We start from the raw sequence: 14,027 nt of genomic DNA, 5'->3' as shown, positions 1-14,027 counted from the left end.
CAATAAAAGGTAATGTCAATGGTTATGCTATCTGGCTTTTTAGAGCGTCAAAATCGAACCTTAGATTATGATAAGGTTGGGTCGCTAATGCCGGTCGTGGACTTTATTCCACAACCCAAAATCTTTATTTGTGAAGGCGGGTATATCGCTTCGACTTGGGTTTGTCAGCCATCACCTGGGTGTACGATAAAACACAAGAACACTCTAACGGCGATGTTTAAAGATGAATACCCAGATGACTTTTGTATGCAAATACAGCTTGTCCCGCTTCCGGATATTCGGTCTATTCTATATGGCTTTAGTAGTATCCGTGGGGGTAGGGCAAATCAAAATGATGAAGAACAGGCGGATTTACTGAATGAGCTGGATTATCGTTATCTAAAGACATGCGTTGACCAAGCCATTCATCCAGAATCGGGTATGAAGGCGAAGAACTATGAAGTCTGGGTATCCATTAAGATGCCGATAGCGAAGTTATTCCCGAGTGATGATGAACAACTTTCCTTTATTAAGACCAGAAAAAGTATCTCGGCACATTTAAAGAACCTGAACCTATCACCCATGCTAATGGATGATGAAGATTGGCTATATCGAATGCAAATTCTATTGCAGCGTCGTCCTGATGCACTTTGGCGCAAAGATAAAGTGCGAGCGTCAGGATCCGCGCCACTATCAAATCAAGTGCTCGAAAAAGGTAATCGAATTGCATTAGAAGTTGAAGGTATTCAGGTAGATAGGCCTGATGGGCGCCATGAAGCATACATAAAAATGTTGTCGGTAGAAAGCTATCCCAAGTTGATGGGGTTTGGTTTTATGTACGACATTATTGCCGATTGGAAAGAGGGTCGTTGGGAAAACGCGGTATTGGATAATGTCATCATCACACAAAATATACATTTCCCAAACCAATCAAAAATGCTCAGTAATTTTAATGCAAAAAAGTCGTTCATCATCAACCAAGCTCATGGACCGACGTTAAAATGGAGCAGCAAACTAAGGTATCAATTTGAAGATTTCAGGGCTATAGAGCATGAAATTAACGAGGAAAAGGCCAAATTAACGAATTCATACTTGCAGTTCATGGTGATCGGCCAAACGAAAGAAAGTGTGACTAACAGCGTAGAGCAGTTAAAGAGTTTTGCGAATGGCCAACATTTAGATTTGGTAGAAGATCATTATCTACTAGCTCCTTTGTTCGCAAATACTATGCCTATGGGTATCGATCCAAAAGCCGTTGAAACCTTAGAGCGTTATGAAATTTTTACTTCTCGCGCCTTATCTTTCTTATGTCCTTATATGGGTCCTTGGAAGGGAAATACGGCTTATCCGGTCATGACGTTATTTACCCGTGAAGGGCAGGTGTTTTCCATGGATTTATTTGAGACCAACGGATCATATAACTGCGTGGTTTCTGCGACCTCAGGTAAAGGTAAATCCGTGTTTGTCGGTAAACTGCTCGATTGCTATTTGGGGTCAGGGGTAAACCGTCATTGGGACAACATGCGATTACCTAAAGATAAGATGAAATATTTCCGAGATGGTGGCCAGGCAATCGTTATTGATGTGGGGCGTTCATACGAAAACTTATGTGCGCAGTATAAATCCAGCCAATATATTACCTTTGGGCAGGGCTGCGGTTTATCTCTCAATCCATTTTCGGCCTTTTCCAGTTTCACTCCTATGACCACTGAAGAAACGATAAGAGCCGCGAAGATAAGCGAAAACCAATTAGATACGGATGCCGGTGTATCTGGAGCAAGTGAAATCGCTGTAGACAAAATGATGCAGTCCATCATGGTGTTGAACATGCTAAAAATGATGGCCTCGGAAAGCGGGAACATTGATGACTATCAAAGCGCGGTCATGCTCTCAATTATGACCAATCTTCATGCTGAGCTCGGAAGCAAAGCCGATGTAACAGAGTTCGCAAGACGTTGTTTGGCGCATGAAGATAAGCGAGTCAAAGATATCGGTGAGCAGTTACAGCCATTTTGTGAAGGTGGGATCTACGGTGACTTGTTTTCAACTCGTTTTCCCGCGGTAGACTTCTCTGCCAACCTCGTCTGTTGTGAGCTAGAAGAGCTCAAGGGTATGCCTCATCTGCAAACAGTGGTGTTGATGGCCATTATCCAACAAGCACAGAATTCATTTTTCCAGACAGCTGGCACGCTTAAGCGAAAACTATTCATTCTCGACGAAGCATGGGAATTTTTGAAAGTTGATGAAGGTGGAAGCAACCAAGCAAACAGTAACTTCTTTGCAAAATTCTTAGAGGCGGGCTGGCGCCGTTTCAGGAAAACGGGGGCAGCGGGTATCGTTATTACTCAAAGCCTAATGGATTGTTACGAGTCGCCTACGGGACGTGCTGTTGTTGATAACTCACCATGGAAAATTACGTTAGGGCAATTACCTGAAGCCATAGAAAAGCTGAGAACAGAAAAAGCTTACTATGGCAGTGAAACAGAGTTTACCTTGCTTCATTCACTCAATACCGTGGCCGGACAATATGCCGAAATGATGGTAAGGCATGAGCAATCGAGTGAGGTGTGCCGGCTTATCCTGCCAAAAGAATCGTTGCTTGTTTACTCAACTAAACCCAGTGATCGAAGCAGGGTTAAGAAATTCTTGGATATGGGCCACTCTCGATTAAAAGCGATAGAGCTTGCCTATAAAGAAATGGCAGCTGAGTACCGTGCAAATGGTGTAGGCGACGATGACTCGATTATTGATGAGCGAGACAAGTGGAAGCTCCAGGTGCTTGAGGAAGTGTATGACAATAAAGCTAACTCGTGAGAGCACGTGGCATTTTGGCGTAGTTAAGTGGTTTAACAATAATACTGGCTATGGGTTTATATGCGAACTGTCACAGTCTGATTTTGGCTTGTTAAATCAGCCAGACATTATGTTGCATTACCGGGAAATAAACACAGTAGAGAAACGAGCTCGGTTGTCTAAGGGCGAATTGGTTAAATTTAAAGTTCGACAAACAGTAAAAGGTAAGACTGCCTACGCAGTTGAGATGTTTAAAGAACAGCTAAAATAGCTGGCATACCATAAAGGTGAACAATATGAAAAATACAATGTCTTTTAATAGCAATAAACTAAAAGGAAGTTTGATGACTTTTTTTGGTTGTCTTTCTCTAAGTCTTCTTTGTTGGCTCACAATTTCAAGTGACACCTCTCTAACAGATTACGGTGAAATTGCCTTAATCGTAGCGCTTTCGTCTGCTATTGGGCTTTACTCCTACTTTCGAAAAGAAAAAGCAAGTCAGTAAGTGATACGGAAGCTCCATAGAAAAAATGAGGCTTCCGTACCCCCTTTTATATTTTGGCTGTGAAAAAATGATCTAAAAAATGAGTAATCGATTAAGAATGGTTTAGCTCTGTGCCTGAATAATGATAAATTCCAACCACTATTGACATGTAAATTCGTAGGGTATAAATAATGCCGATTACTTCTGCTGTAAATGAAGAAACGAAAAGAGCAACAGCCACTATCATTAAACAGTTATCGACCGGCGAGCTAATAATTCCCGCTTTTCCGGAAACCATTACATCATTTAATGATGCATTAGCCTCGCAACAAAGTATGAAAGATATTGCCGCAATAATTGCTTCTGATATGGCCATAGGCCTAGCAACCCTGAAAACGGCCAACGCTGCCATGTTCTGTGCGGGAAGGGTCCCTTGCGAAACAATTGAAGATGCCGTCAAACGCCTTGGCCTGAAAAAGCTAAAAGAGATCGTCACGTCCATCGGGATCCGTTCTGTTTATCAATCGCAATTAAACAATCATCCCGATCTCAATGAGCAATTTAGATATTACTGGCGCTTGTCACAGCAAATGGCAAAGCTCGCTGTTTGCTTTGGTAACCAAGCTACCTTGAACAATCCAGATATAATTGTTGAAAGAGTTCAAGCAAAGGCCCTGTGTTACTATGTTGGAGCAATCCCCATCATTCGCTATTTTGCACAAGAAAAACAAAAAGGTAACTTTCATGCCAGGGCCATCACCAATCCGGTCATTGAGCTACTCAGGCCAAAGCTTGGGAGACACATGATACAGCGATGGGGACTGTCGAAAGGATACCAGGAGGATTTATTGTACATTGAATCACCAAGCTTCGAATTGGTGGAACAGGCTCAGGAGCGTCATTGTCTACTTGCTGCAAAAAATACACACGAACCTCAAGCAAACCTAAATACTATAGATTATTTAGAGCAAGTAGGTTTTTCCTTTGATAACATTGATTTAAATACAACAGAGCTAGGTTTAGATTTAGATGAATGAACTAATTATAATTGAGTCACTTTCACCAGAAGAGGTTTGTGGCACGATCTCACCAATTATTGAAAGGTATGACTCAAATACCATACACCGGGAGGATGGAGGTGTATATTCTTGGCAGTTTTCTTCTGGATGGAGTATCGGAATTAAGTCTATAGACGTAGAAATGGCTTGGAGTAAAGAGTGTTTGTCGAATTACCTTCTATTAAATGCTCATATTCCGATAAATAAAAGTTTAACCTATAGAGAGGTAAATATATTAAATGAACAAAATCCTACTTTGAAGTTTATTGCAGGTCCAAGTAAAAGCCTAATTATAACTAGAGCCATTGACTTTCGTATCGGCAGACTTGCAAGCTCGTTTGCAAGTGAAGTCGAAACATTTATTGGGGACGCAATTTGTTTCGTAGATCTATATTTTTTGACCAACTCATAGGGTAACCATTTCGCCGTATAGTCAACTGATATGAAGGTCGTGAGTAGTTACTAGTCATCAATGTCACTAAACACATTAATGTGCATTAGTTGATCAAATGTGTCACCATTTAACATAGAATTCAATTCTGTATTGCCATCAGAAGGAAACAACTCATATTCGTCATCTTCGAGAGAGTTGTCTTGTGCAACGATCGTATCTACTGCGTTGCACGGTGAAGGTTTACCTCGATTGACATAACCCTGCCAATCAGGATGGATATCCTCAAGGATTTCCTCTGGTGTGATAATGGAAGCAAACCAAGACATAAATATTGACCTTTTTTTCTACCTTTGAACTATATTTTAGTACACTTTGAATTAGGCGCTATTTAGCGGTTTTACCGCCAAGAAATGTTAACCTAATCCGCCCTTTAGCTAAAACATTCAAAGACATTATTTGTGAGTCAGTGTCTTCCCTTTTTGGCACCAGATAGAGCCAGCTTTTGTTGGAGAGGGTGCAATCGGAACAATGCAAATTTCGACGTGATGTGAGCCGATTTAAAGGAATACTTACGACGTTCCCGCAATCGCACCTCGCATCTAGAGTGAGTGTAAACAACGTGCCAAAACGTAAGCTTCTCGGAGTCGGTTTAGCCTCCGTAAGAACTGTCAATTTCCCAAACCGTTTACCTATGAGGTTCTTTAAATGTTCCCCTGTCTGATTTTGAGCAAGATTTGATCGACTCATCATGCCATTCTCCTCATTCCTAAACTAGGAGTGATCTTATCAACAGAGAAGAAGTGGCAATGACAATAACGAGACCATTTTGGATGTACCAAGTGATCCATTCTTAACTATCATGCATGCTTAGATGGGATTTAAGCTCTCAAAGTTAAAGATTGGTTTAATCCTTTTGGTTGTCCTGTTAAAAGGGGTTAACAACCTGAACCGAATTACTTCAATGGGGACTTATTGGAACTATGGATAACCGGCGACGCCAGCAAGCTTAGCGCATTTTTCTGGCATCACCTTGTGCTTGGCTATAAGCACCAACTTTCAGGCTTGATAGCAAGTTATGAGTGTATTTTCGTTGGACAAAAGGAATACAAATCGCCCTTTGGTTGCTTTAAAGCGAAGACCCTGGGCCCGGGCTGATTTACAACGTTTTTTTACTGAAGGGATCTTTTTAGCGTTTTGTGAACTTGCCTCATCGAGCAATGACACCAGTGATGCAACGCTTTTTGTGCCCACGCTCGAGCATCGTTGCTTGAAGCGCATATACGCGTGTTCTGTAATATTGTAACCATCATTACTCAACATAGAAATCACCTTAAATTATGACGAAATTAATTCAAAAAATTTAACTACTGACTAACAATGACATCGGGAACAACCACATTAACGTACTCGGCAAATTGTTTATAATGCTCCATGTAAAGCACCAGCTCTTCCAAGTCATTTGCATTAACGGAGAATACATAACCATTTGCTTGAGATACGCGCCCTAGAACGCTTGATTGCGTTGATTTTGCTAGTTGATACACCAGCTCTTGACTAATTGAAGCATCAAGATGAAACACGACTAATAGTCGGTCAAGCGCAACCGTGTTACCCTGTGCTGTCTCAGCTACACGACCAGGAGTCGTGTACTGATAGTCACCAAAAAAGTCATTGGCAGACAAAGTAAATGGGCACAGAGCTAAAAGTAGAAACGCTATGATATTACGCATATAAACCTCCAAAGTTGGGCTAGCCATGATGACTAGCCCTTAGACTTAAATTAAAAATTCGCGGTTATATTCCTGCTCGCACAATATGCGAACGCCTAGTTTTTGAGCCTTAGCTAGCTTTGAGCCTGCTTTGTCTCCGACCACCAGCAGGTCAGTAACAGAGTTCACATTTGACTGGACTTGAGCGCCAAGAGCGCGAGCCTGATCCTCCATATCACTACGCTTGGCTTGTTGCATTGTTCCAGTGAAGCAAACGCGTAAACCACTTAATAGGGCTGAAGAACCTAGTGTTAGAGGCTCAGCAATGGCATCACTCAATGGTTGCTCAACTAAGTGGAAACCTTGTTGCAGAAGTGTCGATAACAGTTCACCTTGCGATTGCAGATCAGCACTAACTTGAATTGAACTGGTATCGCCAAAACCTGAAATTTTCTCGATATCCACGGGGTCAATCTCGCAAAGTAAATCAGTGATTTTGTAATGAGCGAGTAATTTGCGGCTATTGCCCTTACCCAAGCAGTGAATACCTAGCGAAGCAAGCAGCAGCGTATCTTCTAGCGGCTCAGTAATAGCGCGGTTTATTTCAGTAACAAGGTTGGTAGCATCACCCGCATTAATGCCAGCCTCGGTGAGTTCATCCGCATTTGCAGTGTAAATATCTGCAATGCCAAAGCCATGATTGGCGAGAAGATCACAAGTTACATCACCAAAACCTAACACCCCGATAGTCTTAAAATGATGCTGGATTTTGCGTGAGGCTTGCGCGGAACAAGTCAGGTTGTTTGGGCAAACCAAATTAACGCTATCCCACGTTAATTCACTAGCACAGCAAGGGCATTTCGTTGGTAATACAGGCTCTACTGGTTTTACGGTTCTAAGGTATGTTGGGATAATCGAGCCTGATCGTGTTATTTCAATGAGCGCGCCAATCCCGATTTGTTGATCTAATACATGCTGAGCGTGATGCAGTGTGGCCTTATTGAGATTAGCGTTAGAAAGGTAAACACTGTCATAGAATGCGGTTGGTACAACCACACCTGTGCGGCCAACCGTCCAGCGAATACTGGTCACAGGTGTTACCGCTGTTTCACCCATTTGTTTAATGGCGACTTGCCAATGGTGGTGATGAGAGCATGAGCCTAAGCGCTCCTTCAGGACAGGATCGACAAACTCAGCAACCACGCCATCCATCGGATAAATGCAATGTTCGTAGATGCTGGCAATCAGCGAGTCATATTCGCGCACAAAGATCGTGTCATCCACTTCAATCGCACCATCTATATCTTGATACACCACCAACTCAATCATGCCGCCTTGAAGGGCTTTTGTGGCTTCTTGCGATAGCGATTCGCTGTTAACAATCCCTGCAACAAAGGCACGCTCATCTGCAAATTTGTCTGCAAAGTGCTTGTGGAACAAATGACTGGCGATAACAATTTCACCTTTGTCATGTTGACGATCCATATTCGCTTTGACACTAAGACCTGCTTGGTGTAAATGAGAAATGTCGCGTCCAAAGCCATCTTCGCCACGAGTAACGAGCAAGGTATTATTGCGCTCTGAGCGACAAGCACAGCCATCTAGCTTGGGTGTAAGACGAATGATTAATTTATCTAAACCAATCGCCTTGGCAGCTTGCTGACCGCTTTTTAGCCACTTCTCAACCTCGTTGAATGATTTGGCTTTATCAGTAGATAACATAGGGTTGTGTTCAGGATGCTTAATGCGGCCTTTAGCACCAACAATGGCAACAAACTCGGCTTGCGGCTGGTTTACAAAAGGGTGATGTGGATTGACTGCTTTAAGCTGGTCATAGTAGCTATCAAATACCGTGTTGCTAACCTGTGGATTGCCCGATCGGTAGTAGCTATCAAGTTCCTCACACAGTTCAACGAGCTGTGATTCGCTGAGCATGGACGGAGGAAACGCCAAGCTTGGGTTGCTGATTTTCTTCATAGTGTTTTGCATTGAGTGCTTTCCTTTGTGGTTTTATTGATACCGCTATATTGGCTTCAATTGAGGGAGGCGCTACTCGGTTTTTAAGCTCGCTTAATGGTGTGTGGGCGATCGGATGGCCAAGGCATCGGCCAGTGCTGTCACACTCACGACAAGGCGGGAGAAATGTAAACCCAAGACTTTTAGCGTGTAGGGCTACATTACGGATCATGTCAACTTCTACAGGCTTTCCGCGGGCATCAGTCATGTTTAAGCTTTGGATCGATTCATCGTCAAGCAACAACAAGTCATCAATCGGGAAGGAAATATGGAAAAATTTCATAAGGTCTGACTCAAATAGAACACGGACTGTGTAAGAATGACATATTTCAAATTAGGCCAGTCACAATAGCGAGGCAAAAATCGCGCTTCTAATGTAACTATCCCTGCTATGTTTGACCCACAATACATGCAATTAAGTCATCATGGTTGAGCAAGCATGAACAGAAAACGTGAGTTTTACGAGCTAGCAAAAAGTGTTGATGGTTTGGTAGACGACCTTGCCTTGATAGCTGAGCACTTTGGGAAATTTGCTGGGGCCGAGTTACGAACCATTGATGGAAGAACCGCCAGTTACGGGCAAAAGCCAGTAAAGCTACCGAAGCATGATAATGTCATGCCGCCACAACATGAAACTCAAGGCAAAAGAGGGTATCGGCATTTAGTCAAGTGAGCTTGGTGGGGACAGGTCGAATCAACACAGTGGTACATCAATGACACTGAACTGGCTTGATGCAAGGTACTGAAAAAACTGGGGTAAACCGACTTATCCCAAAAAACAGTGGGTAAGTCGGTGGATAATGATCATTTGTAATGATAGGCAGGCAATGACAATACTGTGCATTGTAAGCCATCGGCAGGATTGGTATAACCGTACCAAGTATCATTGTCGATGCAGTCTTTCATTTCTTCTAAGAAGTAGTACAAGTCCTTGGTTGCTTTGTACTTAGCTCGTTGGTCAAGTTCATACATTTCAGCAATATCGGCCTCACCGTATTCCACAACAGCAAACGCAAACGCTTTAATATCAATACCCAGCAAGCTAGGTACATAGGTGTAAAAGCTCTCTTGTAGATCGTAGCGCAGGTTAGCCGCTTGGCGAGCAAATCCATCTGGGCTAGCGGTAACGCCTGACGTTTTAACATCCACAGCAATCATATCGAAGCGCAGCCAATCAAACTTCACTTTAAGCCACATGCCTGTAATTTTGCATTTGGCGATCACCGTCAACTCAGCCATGCCATCTTTAATCGCCAGCTCCATGAGCGGGTTACGCTTTTTCGATTCTAAAATGCGGTGAGCATCATCCCACACAATCGGATCGATACAGCGAGCTTCTACACACTTTTCATAGATATTAACGCTCGGCTCCTTGGCAAGAATAGCCTCGACAATTTCATCACGTTTGCCTTCTGTGCTAACCCCAATGAGCTTGGCTGTTTCCAATAGCTCGGCATCCGTTTCAATAATATTGTCGAACTGAGACTTAATGAACTCGTCACGGTGATTCTTTTGCAATACATCAAAGATAGCTACTTCTGGTGCGGCCTCATGCAAACGGGCGATTAAATCGGCGCGAAGCCCTGACGTTTTAAGGCCACGAGACTTTAGTTCTGCTTTTAATTCATCAACCTTTGAAATGGCGTTTGGGTAATCAAGTGGGTTAAGGTCGCGTTGGTACATGCCATAGAACAGCTCTGGCTCAAGGATCAATGTATGACCGTGACTACCCGTATCCATAGTGCGCTTATAGGCGTTCGTGCGAGCGCGGCAAATGGAATCTAAATAAGCGCGTTTGTAGTGAGCAGGGGTTTTGGCAAAGGTTTTTAGCTTTGATGAACTCACAGCCGGAATTGCATGGTAATCGTCATTGGGTACATCGGCAAAGACGCCAGCGACAGGTTGGCCATTAGCATCTAAAAAGTTGGGGCGACCCATATTGTCAAAGGCGGGAGTGATGGCCACTGGGAAATCGGCTTTACAAGCTGATGACTCAAGCAGCAATTCAGCCAAGCTCTTAGGTACTTCAAAATCGTTTGTTATTGCTGTTAATGCCATGATGTTCACCTCGTTGCGTTGTTTGATGTATCTATGATCAAGCTAAAACACAAAGGCGCTACCCATTAACTCTCTCCAACTTAAAGAATAATTCAGGCATTGGCTTATTAACTAAGTAATGCTCCGTCACCGCCTTTGCTTCATCAATACCAAAGACCACGGCGACACAAAAACCTAACGACTGAAAGTGAAGGCAGGTATTCACTTGCTCTGGCTTCACAGCCGTTAGTGCTTGAGAGTGATACTTAAAACTGGTCAAAGGCCGTTTAAACTCCAGCATCAGGCCGTGATATTTCCCGCGAGGTGTGAGCATGAGTACATCGGGTATGCCTGACTTAACCCCTTCGGCGATAAAAGCCACTCGCTCTGTCTTGGTTCGATAACCACCGTTTGGCACCGCAAAAGTGCTACGATATTCATCATCATACTTCGACAGCAACCATTGAAAATACAGGCATTGGTGGTAGTGTTCTAATAGCCGAGTGGGGAGCTTGTCCATTTTTTCAAGCCGGACAATTTCCTTTGTGTGGGGGTCGGCTAAGAAATGAACTTTATTTGCGGCTGCGCGCTCCACCTTCTTTTTAGAGCCTTGCAGTAACAAGGCTTGGTAATCTTTGCTCGACATTCGCGTTTTATTAAACCCTGCACCGACATCAACAAGGCGTTTAGTCGAGCGCTTGCCATATTGAGATTGAGCGAGCAAGGCTTTAGCGTTTGGCTGAGGCATAAGGATTAAAACACATTAAATTGATGACGGTACTCATCTTCCGTGAATAAGGAGACCCCTAGACTTCTCGCTTTGTCGATTGTGACTTTGCCAACACGCTCGCCGGTGACCAAAATATCTGTAGTTGAGTTCACTGTTTTACCGATCCACGCGCCATGAGCGCATGCTTGTTCCTCCATTTCCACTCTAGGTAAAGACATCTTGCCGGTGAACGCCACCGTATAGCCTGTTAAAAGAAGCTGATTTTGGCTAGTTTCAGTCTTTGGTTGCGACTTGGTAGCGATAAAAGGAACTGTGTTATCTGGCACAGACTCATTTTGGGTATGCAAGTGAGCTGATAGACAGAACATGGATGAAATAAATTCTTGGTTTAACTCAGACATGATAATTTGCGCCTGTTACTTTGCTGTATGACGCTTAGTGTGACCGCAAATGGCATCGGCGCTACCAAATAAATTCAAAAGAACATCTTTATGACAGGCACTCAAATCTCCGATAACTTTGCATGATGTGTTAAGCTTTGATCAGAGCAAGCAATAATTAGAGTCTTACTGTGACACCAAAATCAACGCAGCCCAAAAAAAAGAGAAGGGCAAAATTAACCAAGATGGGCAACAAGAATATTGTTGCTCCTAAGATGGAAGATGGGTTCCCCAAAGGTTTGAAGGAATCACTCAAGGACATTTTGCGCGAAGATAAACATGGACTGAGCTTTAATAGCGATACATCAGTACAAATGCGATTTATGCGTGATGGCAAGAACCTCGGTGAAGTCTTTGTCTATGGTGACCATGGTGGTGTAAATGCTGCCGTAGAGCGGGCTATCAGAAAAGTAGAGCAATTCCGGGCAGTAAAAAAACGTGCAGACTCGTATCGCCGGGGCGCTCCTGTTATCAGTAAACCGCAACAAGTCAGGTTGTCATTGCAAGAAAGTATCGAGAGTGATGAGCTGGTGGAGTTGTTAACTGAAACGGATAGATCAGAGATCGACATTAGCGCTGATACGCGTAATGATTCGACGAAATTTGAAGGTGTGCGCTATGTGCATAATTTCGACAAGCGGCGAAATAAAACCGAGCGGCGATATGAGGTGGTAACACGAGATCTTAAAGGTAAGCAAATCATTACCGTGTTTTCTCTTGGATATAAAGATTTTGATGCTGAGTGGCAGTTACACGCTTATCGAACAGCAATACAGTTTCGTAAGGAGTATGAAGTTTACGGTGCTAATATGTATCGAGCTAAATACAAGCATTGGAAAGAGCGAAGATTGTATGTGCAGGGTTATCCGTTTACACACCGTCATATTCAAGATTATGCCAAGAAGACGATGGAATTGAACGAGGCTATTGCCAAGTATCAATCGCATTTTTCGGGGGTTGAAGGTGCTAAGCTAGGGTTGCCGGTGTTAAATTTCGCTTCAAATGTCAAAGACCTATTTCGTGCAAAGATTAAAGGGTAGGCATCTTGGTGGTGTAACACAAGTATCCACCCTGGCTGCAAGATAAGTTGATCGGTGAACGTTGATTTAGGTGATTAGCGTTCAAAATTCGCCAGCAAAATTTGCTTTTAACACACTGAAAATTCATTAAAAGGCTTAATAATTTCAGGCTGAAATCGCCAAACTTAAAACGATGGTTTGATTGCTCCAGCCTGTACGGAAGGAGCAATCGGTATCAACTTAAGATCATGACGCGCAAAGGCATGGCTGCTCAAATTTAATACAACAGCGAAGTAAATGTTTGCCAGAGCAAGTCATGTTTACTTGTGCTTCATGATCGGCAATGAGAAGAACGGCCTCCCCGCTAATCTCGGCATTATCTTTAAAGTAAGCCAGCGGAATAACGACCGATGTACCATTTTCAAGTGCTTGTATTCTTTCCAGAGGGTACGACTTAGCCAACACATACCCCTTAGGAATCAGTTGATTATTAATCAAGTGGATCAACACTTCATTTGCGAGTGTGGCGATGGGTTGGCCCGTGTTTGCAATCGGAAGTTCAAGTTTCATAAAGTACCTCAATTACATGCTTTAGACAGTGTTTTTTGATCTTTTTGGGAAATGGATAAACCGTACTTTGCCTTAACTTGCTTATAGGTTGTCGCAAACTCACATTGAAATGACCCTAATGGGGGCATCCATTTTGATGGTCGCTTACCGGATTTGTCTTGGTTGATTTGACCGTAAACCACTCTCAGATTGCTACGATCAAGGGCAAACTTGCGTTTCTGTTCGAGGGTAAATTTATAACCGCCGCTATAATGGGCATCGACGAGGGACACTAAGTGCTCAATTTGCATATCTCTTGCTTGAGTATGGTATTTGCCTGTGTAGGGATCTAGCCAATAACCCGATTGCACATAACATCCGTTGTTACTCATTTTGACAGGCTTGAGTGAGGTGGATATCAATAATTCGTGACGCTCATTGATGCAATCACCATCTAAGTCTGGCCAGCTCGGAAGCCATTCATCCCGATCATATTTAGGGATCGGTTTAGTGGCATAAGCCACACTCATTGAAGTAAAAGTTAAGGCAGCTAAAAGCAATGTTACAAGCTTCATAATTTCCTCAAAAGTGGTTCCAATAATTAATCTCAATAACGCTTACCGCTGACTTTTGTTTACCCATTGCCGCCCCGACTAAGTGTTTATTGGCTAATGGGTGAGAGCTTTTGGCGGCACGGCCAGCGTAAACGGTAATTGTGTTTTTGCAGTGGTCACTTAAACAATCATGCAAACTGACTATGACTCGCTCATGCACTTTGTTGAGTGCTTCTAATCGACTCGTTGTGAATAGTCCATTAGGTG

15 protein-coding genes are annotated in these 14,027 nt (G+C 43.1%); 7 read left to right on the top strand and 8 right to left on the bottom strand.

The annotated features are described in order from the left end of the window. The first annotated feature begins 18 nt into the window (after positions 1–18). The 5 genes from K6Y21_RS09765 (at position 19) to K6Y21_RS09745 (ending at position 4,724) form a co-directional block, all read left to right on the top strand. Entirely contained in the window at positions 19–2,793 is a 2,775-nt protein-coding gene (locus tag K6Y21_RS09765; protein WP_233071654.1) for a TraC family protein, read from the top strand. Continuing rightward, on the top strand, positions 2,771–3,043 hold the full coding sequence (locus K6Y21_RS09760) for a cold shock domain-containing protein (RefSeq protein ID WP_233071653.1): 273 nt from the start codon (positions 2,771–2,773) through the stop codon (positions 3,041–3,043). The genes K6Y21_RS09765 and K6Y21_RS09760 overlap by 23 nt, the downstream gene beginning before the upstream one ends. 25 nt (positions 3,044–3,068) lie before the next feature. Then, positions 3,069–3,275 (top strand): hypothetical protein, encoded by a 207-nt coding sequence (locus K6Y21_RS09755; protein ID WP_233071652.1) that lies wholly within the window; start codon positions 3,069–3,071, stop codon positions 3,273–3,275. Between the two features lie 170 nt (positions 3,276–3,445). After that, complete coding sequence (locus K6Y21_RS09750) at positions 3,446–4,291, top strand: HDOD domain-containing protein (protein ID WP_233071651.1); 846 nt, start codon at positions 3,446–3,448, stop codon at positions 4,289–4,291. Next, a complete protein-coding gene (locus K6Y21_RS09745; RefSeq protein WP_233071650.1) occupies positions 4,284–4,724 on the top strand; it encodes a hypothetical protein in 441 nt (146 codons plus the stop codon). Before K6Y21_RS09750 ends, K6Y21_RS09745 begins: the two co-directional genes overlap by 8 nt. A gap of 50 nt (positions 4,725–4,774) precedes the next feature. Here the strand turns inward: K6Y21_RS09745 and K6Y21_RS09740 are convergent, their stop codons facing one another. The 3 genes from K6Y21_RS09740 to K6Y21_RS09730 form a co-directional block, all read right to left on the bottom strand. Beyond that, entirely contained in the window at positions 4,775–5,032 is a 258-nt protein-coding gene (locus K6Y21_RS09740) for a hypothetical protein (RefSeq protein ID WP_233071649.1), read from the bottom strand. A gap of 1,038 nt (positions 5,033–6,070) precedes the next feature. Then, a complete protein-coding gene (locus tag K6Y21_RS09735; protein WP_233071648.1) occupies positions 6,071–6,436 on the bottom strand; it encodes a hypothetical protein in 366 nt (121 codons plus the stop codon). 45 nt (positions 6,437–6,481) lie between these two features. Then, entirely contained in the window at positions 6,482–8,404 is a 1,923-nt protein-coding gene (locus K6Y21_RS09730) for a BRCT domain-containing protein (RefSeq protein ID WP_233071647.1), read from the bottom strand. Positions 8,405–8,870: 466 nt separating this feature from the next. Here K6Y21_RS09730 and K6Y21_RS09725 point away from each other — a divergent pair, with 466 nt between their 5' ends. After that, the gene (locus K6Y21_RS09725; protein ID WP_233071646.1) at positions 8,871–9,104 is read left to right on the top strand and encodes a hypothetical protein; all 234 of its coding nucleotides are present in this window, start codon (positions 8,871–8,873) and stop codon (positions 9,102–9,104) included. Between the two features lie 131 nt (positions 9,105–9,235). Here K6Y21_RS09725 and K6Y21_RS09720 read toward each other — a convergent pair whose 3' ends face one another. Genes K6Y21_RS09720 through K6Y21_RS09710 form a run of 3 tightly spaced genes read right to left on the bottom strand, consistent with a single transcriptional unit; the run spans position 9,236 to position 11,599 of the window. After that, entirely contained in the window at positions 9,236–10,489 is a 1,254-nt protein-coding gene (locus K6Y21_RS09720; protein ID WP_233071645.1) for an SAP domain-containing protein, read from the bottom strand. Positions 10,490–10,547: 58 nt separating this feature from the next. Next, on the bottom strand, positions 10,548–11,216 hold the full coding sequence (locus K6Y21_RS09715) for a PDDEXK family nuclease (RefSeq protein WP_233071644.1): 669 nt from the start codon (positions 11,214–11,216) through the stop codon (positions 10,548–10,550). Between the two features lie 5 nt (positions 11,217–11,221). After that, a complete protein-coding gene (locus K6Y21_RS09710) occupies positions 11,222–11,599 on the bottom strand; it encodes a BRCT domain-containing protein (protein ID WP_233071643.1) in 378 nt (125 codons plus the stop codon). Between the two features lie 170 nt (positions 11,600–11,769). On the opposite strand from K6Y21_RS09710, the gene K6Y21_RS09705 reads away from it, so the two are divergent. Next, a complete protein-coding gene (locus K6Y21_RS09705; protein WP_233071642.1) occupies positions 11,770–12,678 on the top strand; it encodes a hypothetical protein in 909 nt (302 codons plus the stop codon). A 225-nt stretch (positions 12,679–12,903) separates the two neighbouring features. On the opposite strand, the gene K6Y21_RS09700 is transcribed toward K6Y21_RS09705, so the two are convergent. Continuing rightward, positions 12,904–13,227 carry a hypothetical protein gene (locus K6Y21_RS09700; protein ID WP_233071641.1) on the bottom strand — a complete coding sequence of 108 codons (324 nt, stop codon included), beginning with the start codon at positions 13,225–13,227 and terminating at the stop codon, positions 12,904–12,906. Positions 13,228–13,235: 8 nt separating this feature from the next. Beyond that, a complete protein-coding gene (locus K6Y21_RS09695; RefSeq protein WP_233071640.1) occupies positions 13,236–13,781 on the bottom strand; it encodes a hypothetical protein in 546 nt (181 codons plus the stop codon). Positions 13,782–14,027: the final 246 nt, after the last annotated feature.

This window comes from Motilimonas eburnea (assembly GCF_021295345.1).
GTDB lineage: Bacteria > Pseudomonadota > Gammaproteobacteria > Enterobacterales > CBDFNC01 > Motilimonas > Motilimonas eburnea.
The sequence above is the reverse complement of the archived record's forward strand: the minus strand, read 5'-3'. Positions and strand labels throughout refer to the sequence as shown.

Coding starts and splice junctions, on each gene's coding strand:
- K6Y21_RS09695 (WP_233071640.1), bottom strand. CDS start 13,781: ATGAAGCTTGTAACATTGCTTTTAGCTGCCTTAACTTTTACTTCAATG.
- K6Y21_RS09700 (WP_233071641.1), bottom strand. CDS start 13,227: ATGAAACTTGAACTTCCGATTGCAAACACGGGCCAACCCATCGCCACA.
- K6Y21_RS09755 (WP_233071652.1), top strand. CDS start 3,069: ATGAAAAATACAATGTCTTTTAATAGCAATAAACTAAAAGGAAGTTTG.
- K6Y21_RS09735 (WP_233071648.1), bottom strand. CDS start 6,436: ATGCGTAATATCATAGCGTTTCTACTTTTAGCTCTGTGCCCATTTACT.
- K6Y21_RS09750 (WP_233071651.1), top strand. CDS start 3,446: ATGCCGATTACTTCTGCTGTAAATGAAGAAACGAAAAGAGCAACAGCC.
- K6Y21_RS09730 (WP_233071647.1), bottom strand. CDS start 8,404: ATGCAAAACACTATGAAGAAAATCAGCAACCCAAGCTTGGCGTTTCCT.
- K6Y21_RS09720 (WP_233071645.1), bottom strand. CDS start 10,489: ATGGCATTAACAGCAATAACAAACGATTTTGAAGTACCTAAGAGCTTG.
- K6Y21_RS09745 (WP_233071650.1), top strand. CDS start 4,284: ATGAATGAACTAATTATAATTGAGTCACTTTCACCAGAAGAGGTTTGT.
- K6Y21_RS09725 (WP_233071646.1), top strand. CDS start 8,871: ATGAACAGAAAACGTGAGTTTTACGAGCTAGCAAAAAGTGTTGATGGT.
- K6Y21_RS09710 (WP_233071643.1), bottom strand. CDS start 11,599: ATGTCTGAGTTAAACCAAGAATTTATTTCATCCATGTTCTGTCTATCA.
- K6Y21_RS09760 (WP_233071653.1), top strand. CDS start 2,771: ATGACAATAAAGCTAACTCGTGAGAGCACGTGGCATTTTGGCGTAGTT.
- K6Y21_RS09765 (WP_233071654.1), top strand. CDS start 19: ATGGTTATGCTATCTGGCTTTTTAGAGCGTCAAAATCGAACCTTAGAT.
- K6Y21_RS09715 (WP_233071644.1), bottom strand. CDS start 11,216: ATGCCTCAGCCAAACGCTAAAGCCTTGCTCGCTCAATCTCAATATGGC.
- K6Y21_RS09740 (WP_233071649.1), bottom strand. CDS start 5,032: ATGTCTTGGTTTGCTTCCATTATCACACCAGAGGAAATCCTTGAGGAT.